The organism is Adlercreutzia wanghongyangiae (assembly GCF_035989245.1).
In the GTDB taxonomy this organism is placed as follows: domain Bacteria; phylum Actinomycetota; class Coriobacteriia; order Coriobacteriales; family Eggerthellaceae; genus Adlercreutzia; species Adlercreutzia wanghongyangiae.
Genome location: NZ_JAYMFF010000004.1, coordinates 1 through 25026 on the forward strand (window position 1 = coordinate 1; position 25026 = coordinate 25026).

The following is a 25026-nucleotide window of genomic DNA, read 5'->3' on the forward strand; positions in this document are numbered from 1 at the left end:
ACTTTCCAAAAGAAAATCGGGAGCCGACCTGCGTCAACTCCCGATTTCGGACACACTTTTTGTCCTATAAGCCGAGTATTTCACATAAGTCCGGCGCTTTACTTTTGTCAAGGCGTCCGAGCGGTGAGCATTTCGCTCAAGTCGGGCGCTTTCGTATTTCCAGACCTGAACAACACCAAACAAAAACAGGAGCCCATAGGCTCCTGAACTAGCTAAATGGCGGGATGTACGAGACTCGAACTCGCGACCTCCGACGTGACAGGCCGGCGCTCTAACCAACTGAGCTAACACCCCGCATGGTGTCTGCGTAAAATGGCGGGATGTAGGAGACTCGAACTCGCGACCTCCGACGTGACAGGCCGGCGCTCGAACCAACTGAGCTAACACCCCGAATGGTGTCTGCGTAACATGGCGGGATGTACGAGACTCGAACTCGCGACCTCCGACGTGACAGGCCGGCGCTCTAACCAACTGAGCTAACACCCCGCGTTTCAGCAGCCCGTATAGTATACGCACTACCCCTTTTGCGCGCAAGCCCCAATTTCGAGAAATTTCGAACAAGCGGCAGACGGCCCTACTGGGCCTCGCGTAGGCTTCCCTCGAAGGTGAAACGGCCCATCTTCGTACCGCCGAGCACGTGCACGTGCAGATGGCTCACCGTGGCCGCCGAATCGGGGCCGGTGTTCACCACGGTGCGGTAGCCCGACTCGCCCACGCCCTTCAAGCGGGCCACCTCGGGCACCACGGCCATCATGTGCCCGATGACCTCGGCCGGCACGCCGTCGGCCAGGTTGTCGTAGTGGGTCTTCGGCACAATGAGGGTGTGCACCGGCGCCTCGGGCTCGATGTCGTCGAAGGCGTAGCACACATCGTCCTCGTATACCTTGGCCGAGGGAATCTCGCCGGCCACGATCTTGCAGAACAGGCAGTCGTCCATGGGAATTCCTTTCGCATCTTCCAACGCTCCCATGATAACGGCAATCACGGTTTTTGGCTTGAAAACAACGGTTTTGAGACGCGAACGCTTCAAACAGCGGCCGTCGGGGTTGCGTTTCCTGGCCAAACGCGACGCTTATCACGCAGTTCGACCGTTCGAGAGGCGCCCTGCGTAACAAAACCGTTCATTCCAAGCCAAAATACGGAATTTTTACCCGCAGGCGGACCCGCGGTACCGGGCGCTTCCGCCTCAGCGGGCCTCGCGCTGGACCACGCGCAGGAAGCTGACAGGGTGCAGGCCCTCGGCGGCGTGCCCCGCCGCCACCGTGGCCGCCGAGAGCTCGCGCAGGAAGGCATCGGCTCGCAGGCTACCCGTGGGCTTGGCCTCAAGGGTGAAGCGCACCGTGGCGCCGTCGTGCTCCACCGGCCCCACCAGGAAGTCGGCCGTGGTAAGCACCTTCTCCTTCTTCTTACGCACCACGGTGATGGTCTCGGGCACCACGATGGCCGCAGGCGCCTCGGACAGGCGCACCTCGTAGGTGCTCACCGGGCACGCCACGCTGGCGGCCGGGGCCTTGGGCTCCACATAGACCGCCGCCGTCGGCATGAGATCGGCCGGGCTCGCCTCCTGCAGGGCGGCAAGGGCCTTATCGGGCGCCAGGTAGTCGGTGAGGAACAGATCGAAGAACTCAGCGGTACCCCCTACCCCCACTGGCAGCGCCGCCCCGAAGGCGATGCGCATGTGCGGCGAGAACCCCTGGCTTACGGCGTAGGGCAGCCCGGCCCGACGCACGGCGCGCTCCAGGGCCCGAGCCAGCTCCAGATGGGACAAAAGCGCGAGCCGCCCGGTCTCCTGGAAGGTGACGCGCAGGCGGAACAGACGCGGATCGGCCATTATCGGATCGCCTCCTCTTCAGAAGTTCCCTCGGCTTCGGCCTGCGGCCTCCGCTCGGGATGACACGCGACCGCGACATCTCCGCAGGCAGCAGCCACCTTGCGGTAGGGGTTGCGCGCCGGGGCGTCGCCTTCCTTGGTCGGCCGCTCCTCCATCAGCTCGATATCCAGACCCAGCGTGGGGCATGCCCCGCAGGCCGAGCAGTTCTCGAAGGTGCAATCGGGCGTGGTGATGCCCGCCTCGGCCCGCTCGCGCTCCCGTGCCAGGAACTTCGGCGACACGGCAGCCGTGATGTGAGCCCAGGGCAGCACGTAGTCGGTGCCGAAATCGGCCTGGGCGATGCGGGCCGGATCGATACCCAGCGCTTCGGCGGCCTCCGTCCACGCCTCCTCGTTGAAGTGCTCGGTCCAGGCATCGAAGCGGGCGCCGCGCGCCCAAGCCTCCTCCACCCAGTCGGCGGCCTCGCGGCCTCCGCGGCTCATGACAGCCTCCACGAATGACGTCTTCGGGTCGTGGTAGTGCACGTCCACCGCCTTGTACTTCACCGAGCGCTTCAGAAGCCCCACACGGCGCAGGGTCTCCTCGGGAGAGATCTGCCCGTCCCACTGGAAGGGGGTCTGGGCCTTGGGCACGAACACGGCGACCGACACGCTCATGCGCACGCTGCCGCGCTGGTCGGCCGGCACGGCGGCCTTGGCGCGGTCGTAGGCGCGCTGGGCCAAGCTCGCGATGCCCTTGATGTCGTCGTCGGTCTCGGTGGGCAGGCCCACCATGAAGTACAGCTTGCAGCGCCGCCAGCCGGCCGCGAAGGCCGCGTCGATGGCGCCGAACAGGTCGTCCTCGGTCACGTTCTTGTTGATCACGTCGCGCAGCCGCTGAGTGCCGGCCTCGGGCGCGAAGGTAAGGCCGCCCTTCTTCTGGCCGGCCACCAGCTCGGCCATCTCAACGCCGAAGGAGTCCAGGCGCTGGGAGGGCACGCTCACGCGCACGCCGCGGCCCGCGCAGGCCGCGTTCACCCGCGCAAGTATCTCGGCGATCTGCGAGTGGTCGGTGGACGACAGCGACGTCAGGCTCACCTCGTCGTAGCCGGTCTCGGCGAGACCCCGCTCCACAGCCGCCACGATGTTGTCGGCCGAGCGCTCGCGCACCGGGCGGTACATCATGCCCGCTTGGCAGAAGCGGCAACCGCGGGCGCACCCGCGCAGCACCTCCACGTTCAGGCGGTCGTGCACCACCTCGGTGTAGGGCACCACCATGGGCTCCATGGCATCCGATGCGGCAAAGCCCGCGAACACCCGCTTGTCCACCACTGCCGGCACATCGGGAAACAGCGGCTCCGCCCAGCTGCCGGCCTCCTGGGCCTCCTTTTCGCTCCGCCAGCGGTACAGGCTCGGCACGTAGGTGCCGGGAATGGCCGCCAAAGCCCGCAGGATGTCGGCCCGGCGCGCGCCCTCGACGCGCAGCTCGCGGATGCGCCCGAGCACTTCGGGCAGATGTTCCTCGCCCTCGCCCACCAAGATGGCGTCGAAGAAGGGCGCATAGGGCTCGGGGTTGTAGGCGCACGGGCCGCCGGCCAGCACGATGGGGTCGTCCTCGGCGCGCGCCTCGGTGCGCAGCGGGATGCCCGCCAGATCCAGCGTCTCCAGAATGTTCGTGGCCGCCAGCTCGTGGGGCAGCGTGATGCCCACCGCATCGAACTCGGCCACCGGCGCGCAGCTCTCCAGCGAGAACAGCGGCACGCCCTCCTCGCGCATGAGGTCGGCCATGTCCACCGCCGGCAGGAAGGCGCGCTCGGCCCCCATGCCCTCGGTGGCGTTCACGGCGTTCACCAGAATGCGCACGGCCTGGTTGGCCTGGCCGAGCTCGTAGGTGTCGGGATATATCATGCAGAACTGGAAGGGCGCGTCGTCCTTCACCACGCAGCCCCACTCGTGGTTCAGATAGCGTGCAGGACGCTCGATGCGCGCAAGCAACGGCTCCACACGCGGCCACAGGTTAGTGCTTGGCATGGGCGCCCTTTCCGCTCTTGGCCGACTTGCCGCGCAGCGCGCGGAACGCCGAGACGCCGGCGTCCTTGGCAGCATCCACCACCTTGCGCCCCACGGGCGTGTCCGCCGCCTTCCCGGCAGCCTCCACGGCCTCGTTGCGCGCCTTCTGCACCACATTGGCCACGCCCACGATGTCTCCCCCGGCCTCGAAGTACTCGATGGCGGCACGTCCCATGGCCTCGGTGCCCGCGAATCCCACGGCACCCTTCACCGCCCAGCCCAGCACCGGCACCACGCCGGCGGCCGACCGCGCGATGTTGCGGAACAGGAAGGCACCGCCCACCACGGCGGCCAGCTCCTTGATGCGCTCGGCCGACAGCGGCTGGCCGTAGGCGGCGGCGATCTGCAGCAGCATCTTCGCCTGGTTCAGCGTCATGATGGGCATGTCGGCGCCGGGAATGAACACCACCACGCCCACGCCGGCGTTCTGGATGGAAGTGGCGCGCACCGCGTCCAGCGACAAGGGGCGCCGCACGAAGGGAAAGGCCAGGGCGAAGGCCAGCTTTTTATCGCGGCAGGCGGCGATGATCCACTCCCCCATGCGGCGATCCAGCGTGGCAGTGGCCTCGTCGTCAAGCGCGATGGGCTCGACCGACGCCGGCCCCTCCTCCACGGGCACCGCATGCTCCAACGCCTCTGCCACCGCAGCCGCCTCCGGCTCGCCCTCGCCCGTGCGCCCGGCCGTCAGACGACGCGTCAGCGTGGCCGCCGCGTCCGAGAAAGGCGTGGGATCGGTCATCTGGGGCGCCACCAGGTCGCCCTCGGGAATGGCATAGCCCGCCTCCTCGGCAGCCGCCGCCACAGCCGCCGGCGAGCAGGTGACCACCATCACCGGAATGCCCGCGTTGCGCACGTGGGCCGCGGCCTCGCCGATGCGCGGGCTGTCGCCGGCCACGATGACGGCCATATCGTCGTGGCCATAGGGCTCGGGCAGACCGTCGCCCAAATAACCCAGGGTCACCCGGGTGCGGGCGCCAGCGCTGGCGAACGCGCTGCGCACGTGGCCCACCACATCGCCCGGAGCCGTCTCGTCCAGGTACACCGACACCGCCAGCGGCGTGTTGCGGGCGGCATCGATGTCGGTGGCCGCACGAAGCAGCGCGGGAATATCGATGGGAAGATTCATTTAGGCAGCCTTCCTTCCTTGGGTTGATCGGTGCGACCACACCGAACCGATAAGCCCGATCAGGGCAAAGTTCACGACCATGAACGACGATCCGTAGCTGACGAACGGCAGCGGGATGCCCGTAATGGGCATCAGCCCCACGTCCATGCCGATATTCTCCAGAATCTGGAACAGCCACATGCCGATGACGCCCATCACGATGAGCATGCCGAACAGGTCGTCGGCACCCCGTGCAATGGACAGGCATATGGCGATGAGCGCACCGTACAGAGCAATGAGCACCACCACACCAGCGAAGCCCATCTCCTCGGCCAGCACGCAGAAGATGAAGTCGGTGGGCGCCTCGGGCAGAAAGCCGTGGGTCGACTGAGTGGCGTTCAGAAGCCCCTTGCCGAACAAGCCCCCGCTGCCGATGGCGATCTTCGCCTGGGCCAGGTTGTAGCCGTCGCCCGACAGGTCGCCCTCGGGATTCAGGAACACCAGCAGGCGGCTGCGCTGGTAGTTCTTCAGCAGGCGGTACTCCCACGTGCCGTCGGACTGCTGGTACTTCAAAAGCTCGTCGAGGGCGAACACCGCCGCGATGGCCGCAATGCCCGCCACCACGGTGATCAGCAGATAGCGGCCCTTGGCCCCGGCCATCACCATGATCACCGCCGAGATGGCCAGATACACCAGACCGGTGCCCAGGTCGGGCTGGGTCATGATGCACGCGAAGGGAATGAGCAGCATGCCCAGGGCCTTGCAGTACTCGCGCCAGTCGTCCAGCGTGCCCTGGTAGCGGGCCAGCAGGCTGGCAGCGAACAGCACCACCGTCACCTTCGCGAACTCGCCGGGCTGCACCTGCATGCCGATGTTGATCCACGACTGGGCGCCCTTGGCCTCCACGCCGATGACGGGCAGATGCGGCGAGAGGATGAGCACCACGTTGATGACAAGCAGGGCCGTGGTCATGTTCGCCAGGCGCCGGTAGTCGAAGTGCCACAGCAGCACCATCAGCACCACGCCCACGCCCACGCCGGCCAGCTGGCGGGTGAAGCTGTACTTCTCGTCGCCGTACACCGCCGACCAGCACACCAAAAGGCCAAAGCCCACCAACAGCGCGATGACCAGCAGGAAGGGCCAGTTGAAAAACGCCAGCGGAGCGGGCTTGCCCGACCGCTTCGGCGCCTGATGGGACGCGCGCCCCCGTTGGGAGGCGTGCACGGAATGAATCTGGGGAAGCTCGGCCACGGGATGCTCCTAGTCGGTTCGGCTGGAAGAGTCCACGGTCAGTTCCACCGATTGGCCGGTGGATCCGGCGATGCGGCCCACCTCCACATCGGATACGCCCTCCTGGGAGGCGATAAGGGCGCTCATCACCTCGGCCACCACGGGCGCCGCCGTGGCCGAGCCGCCGCCGCCCTGCTCCACCACGCAGGCCACCACGTACTTCGGGTCGTTGTAGGGGGCGTAGGCCACGAACCAGGCCGTGTCGCCGTCCTGGCCCGCCTTCTCGCCCGTGCCCGACTTGCCGGCGGCGTCGATGCCCAGCTCCTCGAACAGGGGCCCCACGCTCTTCGACTCGCGCACCATGTCGTGCAGCGACTCGCGCACGTAGTTCAGATGCCCCTCGTTCACCTCGGGCACGCGGACCACCTCGGGCTGGTAGGTCACCACCGTCTCGCCCTCGCCGTTGCGCACCTCGCGCAGCACGTGGGGCTTCATGATCTGGCCCGTGGCCACGCCGCCGTAGGCCGCCGCGATCTGCAGCGGGGTCACCAGCACGTCGCCCTGGCCGATGATCATGTTCGTGTAGTCGCCGCCGCGCCAGCTGGCCTCGGAGGGCCGGTTGCGGAAAGTCTCGGCCTTCCACTCCGGCGTGGGGATGAGCCCCACCGACTCGCCGGCCAGATCCACCCCGGTGCGCTCGCCGAAGCCGAACTCCTCAAGATACTCCTGCAGAGCCGTCTCCGACAGCTCGCCGGTGCCCGCCGGGCCGCGGTCGTAGAACCCCTTGGCTATCTCGTAGAACACGGTGTCGCAGGAGTTCACGATGCCGCCGTGCAAGTCCAGCGTGCCGTGGCCGTCGTGGTTCCAGCACTTCTGCACGTCGCCGCTGCCGAAGCCGTCCCACTCGCCTGTGCAGTTCCACGTACTCGTCTCGGTGGCGGTGCCGTACTCCAGGCCCGCCAGCGACGTGAAGGCCTTGAAGGTGGAAGCCGCGGGGTACTGGCCGGAAATGGCGCGGTTGTTCAGGGGCTGGTAGGCCTTGTTCTCCTTGCGGTCGTTGTAGATGTCCATGATCTCCTCGGAGATGGACCCCGTGAAGTTAGTAGGATCGAAGGTGGGATAGCTGGCCATCACCAGCACCGCGCCGTCGCGCACGTCCAGGGCCACCACAGCCCCCGAGGTGCCGGTGCCCCGCCCGATCACGCCCGAGGGGGCGATCAGCTTGGCCAGGGCCGCGTCGGCCACGTACTGGGCCTTGGCGTCGATGGTGAGGTACAAATCGGATCCCTTGGAGTCCTGCACGTCGCTCATCACCGAGATGCGGCGACCGGCCGCGTCCACCATCACCTTGCTCTCGCCGTGCTCGCCGGCCAGCAGCTGGTCGTAGGACGCCTCCACGCCGGCCTTGCCCACGGTGTCGATGGACAGGATCTGCCGCCCGTCGCGATTGGCCTTCAGGTCGTCTTCGGAAGGCGAGCCGGTGTATCCCAGCACATGGGCGGCCAGGGCGCCGTAGGGGTAGGTGCGGCTCGCGCGCTCCTCCACGGTAATGCCGGGGAACGCGTCGGCATGCTCGGCAATGAAGGCCACGTCGCGCAGGCGCACGTCGGAGGCCACCACGCGCAGGCTCTGGGCGCCGGCCGATGAGTCCTTGATGCGCTGCATGACCACGTTCGCGGGCAGCCCCAGCACCGTGGCCAAACGGCGCACCACATCGCGGTTGTCGGCCACGTCCGGGTCGGCCAGCACGGTCTGGCTGGCCTCGTTCACCACCAAGGGCGTGCCGAACATGTCATAGATGCAGCCGCGGGGGGCGGGCGTGTTCACCGTGGTGTACAGGTTCTGCTCGGCGGCGTCGGCATATTCGGAATTGCCCAGGATCTGCATGCTCCACAGCTTCGCCGCCAGCACGCCGAAGATAGCTGCGGCGGCAGCGCCCATGGCCGCGAACCGGCCGGTCAGGCCGTCGGAGGGCTTCTGGGCAGCAACGTTGTCGGACGACGACACCGTCACATCGCCCTCGCGTGCGGCCTTGGCCGATGTGCGCCGCTCGAAGGGAGACGAGCCCACGCCCACGGTGTCCAGCTGGCGCACGCCCTTGGTCTTTCCCACCGAGGGCGCGGAGGTGCGCGAGCGCACCACGAAGGCGACGGCGATGACCACTATGGCGATAAGGGCGGCCACCAGGGCCGCGATCAGAGCGACGAGCACAGCTCACCCCCTCCTAGCGCAATTGGGGCGTTCCCGGCTGTCCCAAGGGCTTCCCCACCAGAACGCGAATCGCTATCGGATAGAACAGCAGGCCGACCACGCAGTCGTACAGCATGCAGGGCAGCACCCGGTACAGGAACGCCTCCCCGAAGGAGACGCCGGCGCCGCAGGCCACCACGATGATGCCGTAGAGCACCTCGACCAGCATGATCGCCGCCAGCAGGACGACCGCCGGCATGAACAGGGTATCGTTGTTGAGGGCCTGAAAGGCCCGGGATGCCAGAAACGTTACCAGCACGAGCACAAAGGCCATAGCCCCCACCGGACCGCCCCCCATCAGATCGAACAGCAGGCCCAGCACGAAGGGCAGCACGCAGCCGGCCTGCTGGGGGCAGGCCACGGCCCGTACCACGCAGAACACCACGATGAAGTTGGGTACGGCAGCTGCCAGGGCGATAGCCGGGGCCACGATGATCTGCAGCAGCACGGCCACCACGCCGCCGACGATGCCGGCGATGGTCTCGCGGGTCAGCTCCATCAGTTCCCATCCCCCTCGGAGGAGGCGGTATCGGCATCGGCATCGTCCGCGTCAGCGTCGTCGCCGCCGGTCATGCCGGCATCGTCCGCAGCGCCATCGGCCTCGGCGTCGCCGCCCTCCACCGGCACCACGGGCACACTGCGGTCCACGGCGTCGGAAGCGGCGCTCAGCACCACGGTGGCCTCCTCCAGAAGCGCCACCGAGCCGTTGGGAGCCACCACGATGCGGCGGCTGTCGTTGCCGGCGCTGCCCTCGACCCGGGCCACCGTGCCGATGATGAGGCCGGGGGTGTAGCTGCCGCCCAAACCGCTCGTCAGCACCACATCGCCCACCTGGATGTTCACGTCGGCGCCGATGTTCTCCAGATACAGCAGGCCGTCCAGCGAGCCGCGCACGATACCCTCGGCGCGGTTCGACTGCACCATGGCCGCCGCCCCCGATTGCGGGTCGGACAGCAGGCGCACGCGGCAGCTGTTGGGCGAAACGGAGATCACCTGGCCGATCACGCCCGTGGCGCCCATCACGGTCAGGCCCGTCTCCACGCCCTGGTTCGAGCCCACGTCCAAGGTGACGTCCTGGTTCCACGCGTCGGTGGAACGGCCGATCACCCGGCCCACGGGCCCTTCGATGTCGTAGGCGTCGCGCATGCCCAACAGCGCCTCCAGGCGCTGGGCGGCCAGCCGGTACTCCTCGGCCTGCACGGCCAACTCGGCCAGCTGCGCGTTCTGGTCTTTCAAGGCCGCCAGGGTCTCGGGCGACGCGGCTGCGTCCTCGGCCGCCTCGCCGGCGCCTTCCACAGCGGTGCCCAGGGGAATGCCCAGCTGCTGCAGGGGCGCCACGGCACCCTCCACGGCGGTTTGCACCTTGTGCAGCGGGCCGCCTGCGCCCTCGGCGGCGTACACGCCGATCAGGGCCACGGCCAGCACGAGGGTAATGATGAGCGGAACCCGGCCCATGGGCGCGGGGCTGTTGTTCTGGAAGTTGAGGGCCATGCGGGTCGCGTCTGCCCTACTTGGAGCGCATGAGGGTCTGCTTCAGGGCCGTCGGCGTCTCCAGCACCTTCAGGCAGCCGGACACCACGTTGGTCAGCGCCGTCTCCGACACCCACACGGGAATCTCCAGCTTATCGGTGAGATAGCGATCCAGGCCCGACAGCAAACCGCCACCACCCGTCAGCAGAATGCCGTTCTGGATGATGTCGGAGGCAAGGTCGGGGTTGGTCTTCTTGAAGGTGTCCTTGATGTGCAGCACCATCTCCTCGATGGGCGCCTGAAGTGCGGCGCGCACGTCCTCGGACTGGATGGTCACTTCCTTGGGCTGCTCGGTGTATACGTCCTGGCCCGAGATGATCATGTCGCGCTCGCGACCGTCTTCGAAGGGCAGGATGGAACCGATCTTGATCTTGATAACCTCGGCCGTGCGCTCGCCGATCTTGATGCCCAGAAGGTCGCGCAGGTGCATGGCAATGGCCTCGTCCAAGCGGTTGCCGGCCAAGCGCAGCGAGCTGGAGGTCACGATGCCGCCGAGCGAGATGACGGCCACTTCCGTGGTGCCGCCGCCGATGTCCACCACCATGCTGCCGGTCGGCTCGGTCACGGGCAGATCGGCACCCATGGCCGCGGCCATGGGCTCCTCGATGAGGTAGGCCTGGCGCGCGCCGGCCTGGATGGCGGCCTCGAACACGGCGCGCTTCTCCACCGAGGTGGCGCCGCAGGGGATGCAGATGACGATGCGGGGCTTGGGCTGCCAGGGGTACTTCCGCTCGGAGGCCTTGTTGATGAAGGCCGACAGCATGGCCTCGGTCACGTCGTAGTCGGCGATCACGCCGTCCTTCAGCGGATGCTCCGCCGAGAAGGCATCGGGCGTGTGGTTGATCATGTTCTTCGCCTCGTGGCCCACGGCCAGCACGCGATGGGTGGACTTCTCTATGGCGACAACAGAGGGCTCGTTGATGACGATGCCCTCGCCGGTAATGGCAACAAGGGTATTGGCAGTCCCCAGGTCGATGGCCATGTCGGCGGACATCTGGCCGGTCAGGCTGGAGAACATATCAAGGAATGACATACAGGCAAACCCTTCGAGTACGTATAGGTTACAGTCAGCCTTAGATTTTAGCACACGCCCCGCTTGGGCGTAGAAACTCCATAGGTAGAAGGCGCTCCTCACCGCTGCTCGAGGCGAATGGCAGCGGCCAACTCGAGTACATCGTGGCGCGACCCCACGCCCATCTTCTCATAAATGTGACGCACGTGGGTCTTCACCGTATTGTCCGATATAACAAGCTCGCGGGCAATGCGCGCGTTGCTGTAACCCTGCAAAAGCAGCAACAGCACATCCCCTTCCCTCGCAGACAAGCTCGGGTAGCGCTCAGCGAGCAGATCGCGACGCACCATGGCGATGTCGGCCTCGCTCGCAAAAGGCCCCCTGATAACGTGCTCGACTTTGCGCCCCCGCGCCAGCAGCAGCGCCGCCATGAGCACGGCGTAGAGCACCAGCAGCGACACCAAAGCGACAGCGGTCAGATCAAGGCCGAAGAGGCTGCGCACCATCCCGCCGCACAAAACACCGAACAGCTGGCAGAAAGCCACCGCGCTGATAAGCCGCGCATTCAAGCGCCACAGCCCCTCCCCCACCTGTCGCGACGGCGCTGTCCCGCACAAAGTCAACGATCAGGCCGTAGAGGCACAGAAGCGACGCCTGGGCAATGACGTTAGCGATCGCAGAGAAGGGAGCCGCGCCGGAAAAGGGCAGCATGAGAGCGCCCGTAGCGATGAGCACGAGCACCGCTATCTGCAACGCCGCTGCATCGCCGATCCAGCGGATCCCTGCGAGCACTGCAACGGCCAGCACAGAGCCGGCGGCCATGAGCCCCGCTTGGTACGAGAGCAGCATGCCGCCGTCCACCGCATCGGCCTCAAATCCCACGAGGCCGAGAAACAAAGCAAGCACGACACACGATAGGAGCAGGGAGACCAGACGCGGGCAGCGCGCACCGCGCAACCGACCGCCCGCGTCGGCCACCCCATCAGCTCCCGACGAGTCCGCCTGCTCCTCCCCTTCCGCCTTTCCGGCCCGTGCTTCGGAAAACGGGTGGCCGAGAGCGAGCAGGGCGGTAAGGGAGATCACAGGCAAGAGGAAGAGGACACCAAGAGCCGCGCCGTCCATCAGCACGATTAACACCGAGTCGACCGCCCCGGCAACCGCTAGACCGCCGACGAACACTCCTCGCGAAGGCCGCCCGCCCGCAGCGAGCATGCAGAGGAGCAGATGAATGTAGATAAGCTCGCCGACGCCGCAGAGGACGCCGCCCGCCACCACCGATTCCAGCGAGGCACTTGCCCCCAGCACGCAACCGCCGCCCGCCACCATCGCAGCGACAGCCGTCCCGGCGATAGCAGCTAAGGGAAGGCGACGAGCAAATCGCCCGAAGACGGGAAAAGCGCCCAAAGCGAAAGCGAGCACGATAACGGCCGCAGAGGCAGCCAGCCAGGCTTCATCAGCACGCGGGTGAGACAAAGGAAAGAAAGGCACCGATATTAGCGGTGCGGGAACTGCACGCAACACGAGACGATGCCAAGCTAGGAACGTCCCCCAGGCCAACGCGACGCCCACGTCTTCCTTCTGGGACCAAAACCGCCGCCATCCCCTTGACGCAAACCTCATCGATGCATCCTCCCCGATCGACACTTTGGCTGACACTATAGCATGGGCGTCATTGAGCGACAGGCTCCCATCGCCTGAAATGCCCTCATCATTTGCGGGTGATTTTGCCGCCCGAGGCACCATCACCCCCGAAATAGGATGGCGAACCGTACATCGACGGCCATGATGGCCCCTGGCACGAGTCAGCCGCGCGATGCGCGGCGCCTCGCGCCCGCACGACAAACCGATAGGAGAGGATGCACGCATGAATGCACGAGACATGAGGGGATTGCTTAACTTGGACCGCCGGGGCTTCTTCAAGGCAGCGGCCGGCGCCGGCGTGGCGACGGCCATGGGAGGAGTCCTCGCAGGCTGCGCCCCGCAACCGAAAAGCGCAGCGAGCGCTACCGATGAGCTGGCCGCCACCGGTACTTCCTGGCTCGGGGAGGCGCCTGTTATCGACGAGTCTGAGATCACCCAGACCATCGAGGCCGATATCATCGTCGTGGGCGGCGGCAACGCCGGTACCATGTGCGCCTGCGCCGCCGCCGAGAACGGTGCGACGGTGGCGGTCATCGAGGCCCAGGCCAAGGCTGATATCTTTTACTACGGACTGCACGATATCGCCTCCATCAACTCGCAGTACGTGCTCGACAGCGGTCTCGAGCCCATCAAGAAGGGGGAATTTCTAGCCGAGTATCAGCGCCGAACCCACAACAAGACCAATCCCCGCCTCGTGAAGAAGTTCATCGACGCGAGCGGCGAGATGGTCGATTGGCTCGTGGGCAAGGCACCCCAAGAGGTGCTCGACAAAGCCCATGTTGCTCACTTCACGACCAACAGCGAGTACTTCAAGCTGGGGAGCAGCCTCAACGGATTCAAATGCTGGCCGGGCTATGTACAGATCGACTTCCAGACCACCGCGCCCGCGCTCATCGCCGAGGCCGAGGCATCAGGAGCCACCTGGTACTGGGAGCACAGCGGCGTAGTGCTGGAGACCTCGACCGAAGAGGTGGCCGTCCAGAAGGAGACTGTGGACCCCTCAGGCGCTGTCACCTTCATCGACGCCACCGAGCCCCGCACGACCGTGAACGCCGTCATCGCCCAAGATGCCGAGGGCAACTACCTGCGCTTTGTCGGCACGAAGGGCATCGTGCTCACCTGCGGCGACTACGGCGGAAATCCGGAAATGTACGCAGCGCTCCAGGATGAGCAGCGTTGGCTGTTCGAGAGCCACGGCCTTGATGCCGAGGATCTGCATTGCATGGGCTTCGGCCGCGACGGCAGCGGTATCAAGATGGGCCTGTGGGCGGGTGCCACGCTCGATCCCGGCCCGCGCTGCCTGGTATCTCCCCAGGTCATGTATGAGAGCACTGATTTCGCCACCAATGTACTGCGCTGGGGATCGGGCTTCAACGCCGCGGCCGCCGAAGTGGCAGCCGGCGCGGGAGGCGCAAGCCAAAACCCCTGGGGCACGCCCTTTGTCTGCGTCGACGGCAGCGGTAAGCGCTTTACTGACGAGACCTTCCTCGGCATCTTCGGCACTCTGTCCCAGGTCGAGCGCCGCAAGCCAGGCCGCTACTACTTCTTCTTCGACAACAAGTGGAAGGAGACCATGGCCCGCATGGCGCCGGAGCACTTCTCTCAACCCGTCGGCGTACCGGACAGCATCAGCTACGACGATCTGTTCAACTCCTGGGTAGAACGGGGGGCCAAGGGTGCGCCCACCGAGGAAGGGGGCACGGTCTGCGCCTGGGCCGCGAATTCTCTCGATGAGCTGTTCGACTACATGGGGCTCGATGAAGCCATGAGGCCGACGGTAGCTGAGGAGATCGCCCGCTATAACAGCTTCTGCGAAACGGGAGAAGACGAGGACTTCGGTCGAGATGCCAACCTGCTGCAGTCCATCACCGAGCCACCCTTCTTCGGCATGTACAGCGTGTTCGAAAAGCCCATGACGGGCACGGTGACCCTGAACGGCCTTGTCATCGATGACGACCAGCGCGTGCTCGATGCCAACTACAACCCTATCGAGGGCCTTTACGCGAGCGGGAACAACAGCGGCGGCCGCTTCGCCGTGCAGTACTCCACCCCCATGTCGGGTCTTACGCTGGGCTTCGCCATGACACTTGGCCGCGAGCTGGGCAAGGGGCTGGCCACGGGAACGATCTAGCACCGCGCAACCGACCGCCATCAATCCTCAGCACGGCCTTTCCCTCCCCGGCCGCTGCAGGCAAAGGGCACCTATCGCCGATAGGTGCCCTTCCGTTGCAGAGGCAAAGTCGCGCTGGCGTAGAAACTCCATGGGCAGAAGGCGCTCCTCACCGCTGCTCGAGGCGAATGGCGGCACCGGTTGCGGGAGGCGGGGCGCCCGTTGTGCGCAGCGGAGGGCACCCCTTGTGCGCGACCAATGTGGCACTTGATTTCGAAAAGTTGACGTTTTTCGGAAGCCAAGAAAGCAATACGTTATAGTCCGAAGCTTTGACCAGGCATTATACAAAAAGAGCTTGCAAATCTCTGGCGCAAAAGAGCGAAAAGTTGACGCGAGCGTCAACTTTTCGAAATCAAGTGCCACTTTCGGCCCGCGGCAATGGCAGCGCGGGCCGGCTCATGCGCGCCGCGATGGCCCCACGAGAAAAAGGCAGCGCCGCATAGCCCTCTGCGGCGGCGTCGGGGCGGCGCGGAGGCGGCTCGGGGCCTAGTGCACGCTGCAGGATAGGCAGGGGTCGTAAGCACGCATGAGTTTCTCGATCTCCAGGCGAATGATCGTCGACCTATTCTAGCAGGTCGTCCACCATGCTCTTGGCCAGATCGATGAGCGCCGCCGCCGTTTCGGAACGCGTGCCTTTCTTCCAGCAGGCATAGATGGGCATGGAGGATTCCGCAATGGGAATGCACACCGAATACGGATCGTAGAACTGCGCCACATGACGCACGCAAATGCTCACCCCGTAGCCTGCATCCACCAGCACACGCACGCTCTGGGGATCGAAAAGGAACTCGGTATTCGAGCCAACATCCCCGATATGGTCCTCGCGCGCCAGCAAGTCTCTCTCAGAAAGGAGAATCTTGCGCACGCCGGCCAGCTCCTCAGGAGTGACGGATTCCGCCGATGCCAGAGGGTGGTCCTTCGGCACCACGGCAACATGAATGTCCTCGAACAACTGAACACGTTCCAGCCAATCGAGCGAAGCCACATAATCGCCGTAGCCCGTCATGAACACGACGTCAAAGTCATCGCGATTCAATCCCTCCACCAGATCGCGAGCGAGAGCCTGTTGGAGCGAGACCTCCACTTCAGGAAACCGATCGCGAAAAGCCGCCAGAATAGAGGGCAGCAGCGGGTGCATCACGTCGCCGTAGCAACCAATGCGCAGCGCCGACCCTTCGCCGCATGCCGCCCGTCGAACCTTCTCTTCCGCATCGGCCAGGGCAGTAAGGATGGAGTCGGCGCTCACTTGCAGCGAACGACCCGCCGCCGTGAGCTGCAGACCTTCCTTTGTGCGAGCGAACAGCTTCACGCCCAGCGTTTTTTCCAATTCGTTCATTTGGTAGGTAACAGCCGCCTGGGTAAGAAACAGATCCTGGGCGGCCCTCGTAAAATTCAAATAGCGCGCAGCTGCTACGAAGCAGCGCAGTTGGTGGTCGTTCATGGCAATCCTCCCGTCTCCCAACGCAACCAGCCTGCCCGGCACGAACCGGGCAGGCCAACATAGGGAGGGTTTGTATTATACGCCCAGGCGAGCAGCCTCGTCTTCCTACTTTCCGTACTGGTAGGCGTCCAGCGTGGTGCCGTTCGCCAGGTTCTGGCCGATGAGACGCCCGAAGGTGAGGGCGCGTCCGTGGCTGATGCCGGGCACCGCCACCGGGTAAGAGTTGGCGAAGAAATCGCCCTGCACGTTGCCGACGGCGTAGAGGCCCTCGATGGGCTCGTCCTCGTCGGTGCACACGCGGGACTCGGTGTCCACGTGCAGGCCGTAAGGGATGGCCAGGGTCCATGCGTTGACGCGGCAGGCGTAGAACGGGCCGTCCTCCACGGAGCTGAGGAAGCGCTCGGGGACGCCGAAGTCGTCGTCTACGCCGGCGGCGCACATGCCGTTGTAGCGGGCCACGGTGGCCTTCAGGTTGTCGGCGGGCACGCCAATCTTCTCGGCCAACTCGTCCAGGGTGTCGGCCTTCACGAACTCCTCATTGGCCACGGCGGCCTCAACATCGTCCTCCAGAGTGGCCATCCACGGCTGGGACTTGTGCGGCTCCTGCTTCTGCACGTGCTCGGGGTAGTGGGAGTCCCACACGGCCCAGGTAACGTTGTTCACGGAGTTCATACGGGCGTTGGTGACCGTGGGCTCATAGGCCATCTCGCAACAGAAGCGCATGCCGTCGTTGTTCACGTACAGCCAGCAGGTGTCGAAGCCGGGACCCATCACCGACAGCTGCACGGGGTGGACGAGCGGGGCCGGGTAGCAGCGGGAGCGCGCCGCGCCGATCTGCATGCCCATCACGATGCCGTCGCCGGAAGCGCCGCCCTCGGGGAAGTACGAGATGTTGTCGGCCTTGGCAGCCAGCGGGCACCAGGCGTTCACCATGTCGGGGTTGCAGGAGATGCCGCCGGTGGCCAAGATGACGCCCTTGCTAGCGTTCATGCGCTTGTAGCCCTCGTCGTCGGACACCACCACGCCGACCACCTTGTCGCCCTCCTTGACGAGCTGCTCGGCTTTGGTGTTGAACTTCACCGTTGCGCCGTTCTTCTGAGCGTCCTCGCACAGCATGGTCACCAGGTTGATGTTGGGGAACGGCTCCTCCTTCTCGGGGTTGATGAAGTTGTGGGCGGTGTAGCGCAACTGGCGGAAACGCTCCTCAAGCTCATACCAGTCGGAGCGGGCGGTCATCTGATCGTTCAGCACGACCTCCAGGCCGTACGCGGGGGCCATGTCGATGTAGTGGTTCAGCACGTCAGCGCTGTTCTCCACGAAGGTCTTGATGAGGTACCAGTTCGCCTGGGACTGGCTCCAGTCGTACACGAGACGCGCGGCCTCGCCCTTGTTGTACTCGTAACCCTTCTCGATCTGCAGCTTGGAGCCCAGGGCGGCGTTGTCCTGGCCGTGGGCCGTCACGCCCTCGAACTTCTCCACCAGCAGCACGTTGGCGCCTGCCTCGGCGGCAGACTGAGCGGCGGCGCAGCCGGCGATGCCAGCGCCGATCACCACGATCTCGTAGTCCTCCTCGGCCACGAAGTCGGTGATGGGCTCGAGCGGCTGCTCCCAGGAGTGGATGCTGGCGGCGCCTTCGGCAGCGCTATTGGAGTCGGAGCCCGTGTCGCTCAGAGTGTCAGACTGCTTGGGGGCGCAGCCAGCGAGCGCGCCCATGGCCAGAAGGCCGGCGCCCAGTCCGGTGGCGCCCAGAAAGTTGCGTCGAGAAATGTTGGTATCGGTCATTGTGCCCTCCTTCAGTGGTTTTCCGACGAGAGCCACTTTAACGACAAAGCAGCCGATTCGTTCCCAAAGGAATTTTTGGTCACCATTAAAGAAGTTTGTAACACCTGTTCAAAGAACAGGTTAACCATAAGAGAGGACCGCGGGAAGCCCGCGGTCCTCGTTTCTCGCTCTCGCAGTTCCCCTGTTCCCGTACTCCGCTCCCCTAGTGCACGCTGCAGGATAGGCAGGGGTCGTAGGCACGCACGAGCTTCTCGATCTCCAGGCGGATGAGGTCGGCGTCGTAGCCGGCAGCCGCCATGGTCTCGGCCAGCTGTCGCATGTCGGCCTCCAGATTCGCGATGTTCTGGGCCGTGGGCGTCATGATGGAGGCGCGCTGCACCCGTCCCTCGCCATCCAGTTCCAGCAGGTGGAACAGGGCGCCGCGCGGGGCCTCGGTAAATCCCACCCCGCGGCCGGCGCGCACGGTGAAGGGCACCGGCTCGCTCGTTCCCTCGAAATCGCCGTCGGCCAGGCGGCGGCAAAGCGCCGCGCAACGATCCAGCACGTCCACCAGCTCCACGGCCTGGGCGATGTTGTTGGCGAACGGGTTCAGCTCGGGCGGGCGCAGGCCGGCCTTGGCGGCGGCATAACGCGCGTCCTTGCACAACGCGTCCCAACTGGCGTTCACACGGGCCAAGGCCGCGGTCATGTACGGCCGCCCCGTCTTGCGCACCCGGGCCAGAAACGCTCCGGAATGCCCCACGGGATACTCCTCGATGGCCTCTTCCACGTCCTGAGCCGAGAACTCGTCGCCGGAGCGCACGAAGCGGGCCGCATCCGACGTGCACACCGGATAGGCGCCGGGAGCCACCATGGCCAGAAGGTCGCCCTCGGTACGCACGTCCACGGTATCGAAGTCGCGAAACAGATCAACCGCCTCCAGGGCGAAGGCGCGCGCCTCGTCCATAGCATCGGCCATGCACCGGTACTCGGCGGAGTCCATCTCGTGGGTGAAACCGCCCACCACCGCCGTGATGGGATGGATGGACCGACCGCCCACCAGCGTGCACAGCTCGTTGCCCAAGGCCTTCAGCCCCAGCGCCTTCTGCAGCAGCTCGGGATTGGAGTCGGCCAGGGGGAACACCGACTTGTGGCCCAGGAAGTCGGGCGCGGCGAACACGAACAGGTGCGTGGCGTGGTTCTGCAGGTACGACCCGTACACCAGAAGCTCGCGCAGAGCGCGGGTACGGTCGGTCACCGTCACGCCAAAGGCATGCTCGATGGCGCGCAGGTCGGTGACCACGTGGCTGGCCGAGCAGATGCCGCACACGCGCGAGGCGATGTAGGGCACTTCCTCGAAGGAGCGCCCGCGCACCATCGACTCGAACAGGCGCGCCGGCTCCACCACCGCCATCTCGCAGCAGGTCACCTGCCCGTCCTCCATAACGAGGCGAATGTCGCCGTGGCCCTCAACCCGGGCCAGGTGCTCCACGTTGATGCGAACCGAGGTCATGGCCTACTCCTCCCCCGCCGCGCCCAGCGCCACGGCATTGAACATCTCCAGGGCGTCGTCGAAGCGACGCACCTCCAGACCGCGCTTGCCCACCACGTAGCGGGCGGCCTGCACATTCGCATCGGGGGAAAGACCCGCGCAGCCATTGCAGGGACGACCCATGGCCGGGCACTTCGCGCCACAGCCAGAACGCGTCACCAGCCCCAGGCACATCGTGTCGCGCCCGTAGAAGCACCCCTGCTCGTTGCGGGAGCACTCGCCGCACAGCACCGAGGTGGCTGGCAACGCGTTCGACCCGTACAGGGCCGCATCCAGCACGCGCACGAACTCGAGGGGATCGATGGGACAGCAGCTCACTGTGAAGTCCACATCCGCCACAGCGCTTACCGGCACCGGTGCGCGCAGATCGCCGCAGGCCGCCGGGGCCGCGTCGCCGTACACGGCGCGCACATGACCGTCCAGGTCGGCCGCGGCCATACCGGGAATGCCGCCGGTGGCCGCGCAGGCGCCGATGGCGATCACGCAGGTGGCCCGCTCGCGGGCCCGGCGCACGGTCTCGGCGGCCTCCTCGGTGGTCACGGCGCCCTCGATGACCGCCACATCGAACTCGTCGGGCATGGGCTCCGACGAGGTCAGCTGCCAGTAGGCCATGTCCACCTGGCCCAGCACGGCCAGCAGATGCTCTTCGATGTTGGTGATGTTGATCTGGCAGCCGAAGCAGCTGGCCAGCCCGATCAGCACCACACGCGGGGCGCGGCCGCCCTCGGGAATGGTCCGAATCTCGCTCATTTACATCGACCCCTGAATGTTCTTGGCTTCCCAGTAATTGAAAACGGGCCCGTCGATGCAGCAGTACTGGTGCCCCACCTGGCAGTGGCCGCACTTCCCCACGCCGCACTTCATATGTCGCTCGAAGCTCATGTAGATGCGGTCGTAGGGAATGTTCTTCTTGCGCATCTCCTGCACGACGAACCGGTACATAATCGGCGGACCGCACAGCACGCCGAAGGTGTTTGCCGGATCTATCTCCAAGTGCTCGAAAGGCTTGGTGACCAGGCCCACTTCCCCATCCCACGTCTCGTCGCCATGGTCGACGGTCAGGTGCAGCTCGAAGTCCTTGCGGTGCTTCCACATCTCGAACTGGTTGCGGAACATCACCTCGCCGGGGTTCTTCGAGCCGTAGATGATCGTGACCTTGCCGAAGTCGCTGCGCTCGTCGTGGATGTTGTTGATGAGCGAGCGCAGCGGCGCGATCCCGAGGCCGCCGGCCACGAGCAGCACATCGTGGCCGCGCATGGTGTCGATGGGAAAGCCGCGCCCGAAAGGCCCGCGAATGCCCACGATCTCGCCGCACTGCATCTGGTGCAGCCGCTCGGTGAAGCGCCCGGTGCGGCGCACGCACAGCTCGATGAAGCCCTCCTTGGTAGGCGAGCTGGAAATGGAGATGGGCGCCTCCCCCACGCCGAACAGCGACAACTCCACGAACTGCCCGGGTTCGTGGCGGAAGGCCTCGCGGATGCGCTCGTCCACCAGGCGGAACTCGAACAGCGTCTCGGTGGCCGTCAGCTCGGTCATAGATGTAATGCGCGCCGGCCAGGGCCGATAGGGGTTCGCGCGCATCATCTCGGCACCCGACAGCGGGCGCCCCTCATCATGGAAGGGATGGACGGACACCGCCGTGCTACTCGGCATCTTCGGCCCCCTTTCTCTCGAAGAACCTCAGCACCTCGATGGGGCTGATATCCACCTTGCAGGCCGTGGCGCACCGCCCGCAGCCCACGCACAGGCTGCGGTCGTACTTGGCCATGAAGCCGTTCAGCTTGTGGTACATGCGATGGCGCACCCGCTGGGCCGCCGTGGGCCGGAAGTTGTGGCCGCCGGCCACCATGGCGAACTGGGGCGACGTGCAGGCATCCCACACGCGCTCGCGCCGGCCGGTGGCCCCGCCCGGGTCCAGCGTGTCGCGGATGTCGAAGCAGTAGCAGGTGGGGCACACGTTCGCGCAGGCGTTGCACGACAGGCACCGACCGCCCAGCTCGTCCCAGAACGCATCCTCGTGGAAGGCATCCATGAGCATGGGAATCTCCTGGATATCGGGAATATCCCCGTTGAAGGCCTCCTGGCGCGCACGGGTGACGGCGCGGAAGGCGATGCGGTCCTCGTCGGTGGCCTCGCGCACCTCGCACGCCCCCTCCAGGATGTTCGCCCCCACCACCGAGCCGATGGACACCAGGTAGCGCTCGCCGATATCGGTGAGGAACAAATCGTAGCCGGGACGAGCCTCCTCGGCGTCCATCAGGTTGCAGAAGCAGTGGGCCTGGGGCATGCAGCCCACCCCCACGATAAGGGTGGCCGCGCGATGAGCCTGGTAGTACGGGTCGGGATAGCGCGCATCGTCGAACACGCTGTTCAGGTTCATGATGGCGTTGATGTCGCAGGCGTGCACCCCGAACAGCACCCGTGGGCGCACCTCGTCGGTATAGTCGGTCACCGCGTTGCCCTCGGCGTCGAACTCGAACAAGGTCTCCACGGCGGGCAGCAGGTACTTCTTCGGCGATGCCACCGTGGTGGGATAGTCCAGCACGATGTCGGCGGCATCGGCCACGGCGGAGAACGCGTGGCCCTCTCCGCGCTTGACCGGGGCGATGACTTCGTAGCGCTCCATAAAGGCCGCGACGAGCGAGGGCAGATCGTCACGGTCGATGACACGGTACAACATAGGCGATTCTGTTCCTTTGTCTCCCTGGGTCTTCTCCGTTGCCATCCATAGTAACGGCTGAGGGCCCCTCTTGCCTCCCCGGTTCGACTGACGGCCCCGAAAATCCAGATAGGGAAAAGAAAAAGCCCCTTTCGAGGCTTTCCAAGAGAATTGTCACCAACTCACATTTTTGGCAATGTGAGCGAGAAGCCCCGGAGTGCCGCATATCGGCGCAACCGGGGCTTCGCAGTGTCGACGTAATCTTCTAGTTGAAGAAGATGGCGATCTCGCGCTCCGCGGACTCGGGGCTGTCAGAACCGTGGATCACGTTCTCGTCCATGATCAGGCCGAAGTCGCCGCGGATGGTGCCAGGGGCCGCTTCGGCCGGGTTGGTGGCGCCCATGAGCGAGCGGCACTTGGCCACGGCGCCCTCGCCGGAGATGACCATCTTCACCACGGGACCCGAGGTAATGTAGGCGATGAGGCCGTCGTAGAAGGGCTTGCCCTCGTGCTCGGCGTAGTTGGCACGGGCCTGCTCGGGGGTGACCATGCCCAGCTCCATGCGCTCGACGGTGAGGCCGGCGCGCTCGAAGCGGTTGATGATCTCGCCGATGTGGCCGTTGCGCACGCCGTCGGGCTTGATCATGGAGTAGGTCTGCTGGATAGCCATGGGAATCCTTTCGAAAGAGGGGTTCGTATCGTGCAAACGGCCCGCGCGCGGGGCGACGGGCCGAACATGCCGGAATGGGGGCGCTTAGGCCTGGCTCGGGAAGTACAACTCGATGTTGGCGATCTTCCAGCCGATGCCGTCGCGCACCATGGAAATCTTGTAGGTGACCGTGCCGCCGTTCTCGGTGGCCGCCGTGGCGTACACCGTGGAATCGGCCATCGATCGGTTCATGCCGTCTACCGTGACGTTCGGGTCGACGATCACCGGATCGAGCATGGCCGTCACCTTCGCCTCGTCCAAGTCGGACGAGAACACCGTGGCCGTGGCAGCCGACGGATCGGCGAACAGCTCCTTGGTCACGGTCTCCTGGGTGGGGTACCCGAAGCCCTGGGTGTAGGCGAGCACGCCGGCCGCCGCGGCCAGCACGATGACCACCACGAAGAACAGCAGGATCTTCAGGCCCACGTTGCGGCGCTTGCGGTCCTGCTTGGCCAGGCCGCGCGACCACTGCTCCAGCTCGGCGTCGGTAGCCGTGAAGAAGCGGTCGTTGTCCACGTTCTCGTAGGCGCCCACGTAGCCGGGGAAGCTCTGCGGGTCGGCCTCGTAGGGCTCGTCGTAGTAGAAGGGGTCGACCGGCTGCTCGTCGTACACCTCCATGTCGTAGACGCTCGTGCCGTCGGCGGCCACATCCAGCCCCGACATATCGGCCAGCTGCAGCACCTGGGTGGCCTGGTTCTGCTCGGAAGAGCCCTGGGCCACCGCGCCCACGGCGCGCTGGTAGTCGACGCTGGCGGAATCGGACAGGAAGTAGGTCTTGTCGGCGATGGCCTCCTCGAAGGCATGCACCGCCTTCTCCATCTGGCCGCAGGCCACATAGGCCTGGCCGAGCGACGCCTGCAGCTTGTTGCGCGTGCTGGACAGCATGTCGAACTGCATGGCGCTCTCGTAGGAGGCCACGGCGTCGGCCGGGCGGTTCAGCGCCATGAAGCACACGCCCAGGTTCAGCAGCGCCTTGGTGGGATCGGGATTCGCCTCGTCCAGGGCCGCCTCGCGGAAGGCCACGCCGGCCTCAGCCGACTTGCCCAGCTTCATCAGCGCATTGCCCATGCCCATGTACGACTTGTAGGGCGTGGGGTTCGTCTCGTCGCCCACCGACTGCTCGAAGTAGCGAATGGCGTTGTCGTAGTCGCGCAGCGAGGCATAGGCCATACCCAGGTTGCACTCCACGGTGCCCAGGGCGCCGTAGGCCGGGTCGGCCGTGGCCTGGCTGTAGGCCTGGATGGCCTCGCGGGGGTTCTTCAGCTTCACCAGGCAGTTGCCGATCTGGTGATAGAGCAGGCCCATCTCGCCCGGCGCCAAGGGGGACTGGGCGTCTTGCAAGCATTCCGTGAACGTCAGCAGCGCTCCGCGGAAATCACGCAGGCGGTAGCGCTCATTTGCTCGATCGAATAACTCGTTGTTCATAGACTTCCTTCACTGGGTGCGGGGCAGGGCGCGACAAATCCGCCTTCGGCGCGGGCGGCTTTCCGAGACCCTTTAGGCGGCGTTCTCGATGGTAATGGACTCGATGACGTCGCCGGCGCGCAGCTGGCCGATGACATCCTTGCCCTCGATGGTCTGGCCGAACACCGTGTAGCCGGAATCGAGGTTGTGCTGGGGGCCCAGGCACAGGTAGAACTGGGAGCCGGCGGAGTTCGGGTCCATGGAGCGGGCCATGGCCAGAGCGCCGTCCTCGTGCTTGTTGTTGGGGTTGGTGGTGAACTCCTCCTTGATGGAGTAGCCCGGGTTGCCGGTACCGAAGGGCGCCATGCCCGGGGCGCGGCCGGCGGCCACCTGCTCGGGCGTGGCCTCGCGGGTGTTCGGGCAGCCGCCCTGGATGACGAAGCCCGGCACGTAGCGGTGGAACTTCAGGCCGTCGTAGAAGCCCTTCTGGGCCAGCTCCACGAAGTTGCCCACGTGGATGGGGGCGTCGTTGCCCGCCAGCTGCACGCGGATGGTGCCCTTGGAGGTGTTGATGACGGCGATCTCGTCGCCGGTGGGAGCATATTCGGGGGTGTACAGAGCCATAATCGGCCACTCCTTTTCCCTTGAGGACCGCAGGCACGCCCCCAGGCGCCCCGCGAATC

Annotated in this window: 21 protein-coding genes and 3 tRNA genes; 1 reads left to right on the top strand and 23 read right to left on the bottom strand. The window is 65.6% G+C overall.

Annotation, left to right across the window (positions count from 1 at the left end; translation table 11 throughout):
- Window positions 1–217: 217 nt before the first annotated feature.
- The 14 genes from VIN30_RS03210 to VIN30_RS03275 all read right to left on the bottom strand — a co-directional run bounded on the left by VIN30_RS03210 (window position 218) and on the right by VIN30_RS03275 (window position 12575).
- A tRNA-Asp gene (locus VIN30_RS03210) sits at window positions 218–294 on the bottom strand.
- 19 nt (window positions 295–313) lie between these two features.
- A tRNA-Asp gene (locus VIN30_RS03215) sits at window positions 314–390 on the bottom strand.
- Between the two features lie 19 nt (window positions 391–409).
- Window positions 410–486, bottom strand: a tRNA-Asp gene (locus tag VIN30_RS03220).
- Window positions 487–574: 88 nt separating this feature from the next.
- On the bottom strand, window positions 575–937 hold the full coding sequence (locus VIN30_RS03225) for a histidine triad nucleotide-binding protein (protein ID WP_326423674.1): 363 nt from the start codon (window positions 935–937) through the stop codon (window positions 575–577).
- Window positions 938–1186: 249 nt separating this feature from the next.
- Window positions 1187–1831 carry a TIGR03936 family radical SAM-associated protein gene (locus tag VIN30_RS03230; RefSeq protein ID WP_338209252.1) on the bottom strand — a complete coding sequence of 215 codons (645 nt, stop codon included), beginning with the start codon at window positions 1829–1831 and terminating at the stop codon, window positions 1187–1189.
- Window positions 1831–3840: a TIGR03960 family B12-binding radical SAM protein gene (locus VIN30_RS03235; RefSeq protein ID WP_338209254.1), complete on the bottom strand. Its 2010-nt coding sequence runs from the start codon at window positions 3838–3840 to the stop codon at window positions 1831–1833. Before VIN30_RS03235 ends, VIN30_RS03230 begins: the two co-directional genes overlap by 1 nt.
- The gene (locus tag VIN30_RS03240; protein WP_338209256.1) at window positions 3827–5005 is read right to left on the bottom strand and encodes a YcjF family protein; all 1179 of its coding nucleotides are present in this window, start codon (window positions 5003–5005) and stop codon (window positions 3827–3829) included. Before VIN30_RS03240 ends, VIN30_RS03235 begins: the two co-directional genes overlap by 14 nt.
- Window positions 5006–6235: a rod shape-determining protein RodA gene (gene rodA, locus VIN30_RS03245; RefSeq protein WP_394355766.1), complete on the bottom strand. Its 1230-nt coding sequence runs from the start codon at window positions 6233–6235 to the stop codon at window positions 5006–5008.
- A gap of 9 nt (window positions 6236–6244) precedes the next feature.
- Entirely contained in the window at window positions 6245–8425 is a 2181-nt protein-coding gene (mrdA, locus tag VIN30_RS03250) for a penicillin-binding protein 2 (protein WP_326423680.1), read from the bottom strand.
- 13 nt (window positions 8426–8438) lie between these two features.
- Window positions 8439–8963 carry a rod shape-determining protein MreD gene (gene mreD, locus VIN30_RS03255; protein WP_326423681.1) on the bottom strand — a complete coding sequence of 175 codons (525 nt, stop codon included), beginning with the start codon at window positions 8961–8963 and terminating at the stop codon, window positions 8439–8441.
- Window positions 8963–9955: a rod shape-determining protein MreC gene (gene mreC, locus VIN30_RS03260; protein WP_326423682.1), complete on the bottom strand. Its 993-nt coding sequence runs from the start codon at window positions 9953–9955 to the stop codon at window positions 8963–8965. The genes mreD and mreC overlap by 1 nt, the downstream gene beginning before the upstream one ends.
- A gap of 16 nt (window positions 9956–9971) precedes the next feature.
- On the bottom strand, window positions 9972–11027 hold the full coding sequence (gene mreB / locus VIN30_RS03265) for a rod shape-determining protein (protein WP_016308611.1): 1056 nt from the start codon (window positions 11025–11027) through the stop codon (window positions 9972–9974).
- Between the two features lie 98 nt (window positions 11028–11125).
- Window positions 11126–11512 (bottom strand): response regulator transcription factor, encoded by a 387-nt coding sequence (locus VIN30_RS03270; RefSeq protein ID WP_326423687.1) that lies wholly within the window; start codon window positions 11510–11512, stop codon window positions 11126–11128.
- A complete protein-coding gene (locus VIN30_RS03275; protein WP_326423689.1) occupies window positions 11487–12575 on the bottom strand; it encodes a hypothetical protein in 1089 nt (362 codons plus the stop codon). The genes VIN30_RS03270 and VIN30_RS03275 overlap by 26 nt, the downstream gene beginning before the upstream one ends.
- Window positions 12576–12885: 310 nt before the next feature.
- On the opposite strand from VIN30_RS03275, the gene VIN30_RS03280 reads away from it, so the two are divergent.
- Window positions 12886–14778, top strand: coding sequence for an FAD-binding protein (locus VIN30_RS03280; RefSeq protein WP_326423690.1), 1893 nt, complete (start codon window positions 12886–12888; stop codon window positions 14776–14778).
- A gap of 601 nt (window positions 14779–15379) precedes the next feature.
- Here the strand turns inward: VIN30_RS03280 and VIN30_RS03285 are convergent.
- From VIN30_RS03285 to VIN30_RS03325, 9 genes are all read right to left on the bottom strand, one after another.
- Complete coding sequence (locus VIN30_RS03285) at window positions 15380–16258, bottom strand: LysR family transcriptional regulator (protein ID WP_326423692.1); 879 nt, start codon at window positions 16256–16258, stop codon at window positions 15380–15382.
- A gap of 105 nt (window positions 16259–16363) precedes the next feature.
- On the bottom strand, window positions 16364–18040 hold the full coding sequence (locus tag VIN30_RS03290) for an FAD-dependent oxidoreductase (RefSeq protein WP_326423694.1): 1677 nt from the start codon (window positions 18038–18040) through the stop codon (window positions 16364–16366).
- Window positions 18041–18242: 202 nt separating this feature from the next.
- The gene (locus VIN30_RS03295; RefSeq protein WP_338209263.1) at window positions 18243–19532 is read right to left on the bottom strand and encodes a Ni/Fe hydrogenase subunit alpha; all 1290 of its coding nucleotides are present in this window, start codon (window positions 19530–19532) and stop codon (window positions 18243–18245) included.
- Window positions 19533–19535: 3 nt separating this feature from the next.
- Window positions 19536–20321 (bottom strand): NADH-quinone oxidoreductase subunit B family protein, encoded by a 786-nt coding sequence (locus VIN30_RS03300; RefSeq protein ID WP_338209265.1) that lies wholly within the window; start codon window positions 20319–20321, stop codon window positions 19536–19538.
- The gene (locus VIN30_RS03305) at window positions 20322–21224 is read right to left on the bottom strand and encodes an FAD/NAD(P)-binding protein (protein ID WP_338209267.1); all 903 of its coding nucleotides are present in this window, start codon (window positions 21222–21224) and stop codon (window positions 20322–20324) included.
- On the bottom strand, window positions 21214–22251 hold the full coding sequence (locus VIN30_RS03310; RefSeq protein ID WP_338209269.1) for a 4Fe-4S dicluster domain-containing protein: 1038 nt from the start codon (window positions 22249–22251) through the stop codon (window positions 21214–21216). The genes VIN30_RS03305 and VIN30_RS03310 overlap by 11 nt, the downstream gene beginning before the upstream one ends.
- Before the next feature lie 244 nt (window positions 22252–22495).
- Complete coding sequence (gene ndk, locus VIN30_RS03315; RefSeq protein WP_326423700.1) at window positions 22496–22900, bottom strand: nucleoside-diphosphate kinase; 405 nt, start codon at window positions 22898–22900, stop codon at window positions 22496–22498.
- Window positions 22901–22984: 84 nt separating this feature from the next.
- Complete coding sequence (locus VIN30_RS03320; RefSeq protein WP_338209271.1) at window positions 22985–24364, bottom strand: tetratricopeptide repeat protein; 1380 nt, start codon at window positions 24362–24364, stop codon at window positions 22985–22987.
- A gap of 72 nt (window positions 24365–24436) precedes the next feature.
- Window positions 24437–24967, bottom strand: coding sequence for a peptidylprolyl isomerase (locus VIN30_RS03325; RefSeq protein WP_326423703.1), 531 nt, complete (start codon window positions 24965–24967; stop codon window positions 24437–24439).
- Between the last annotated feature and the right edge of the window lie 59 nt (window positions 24968–25026).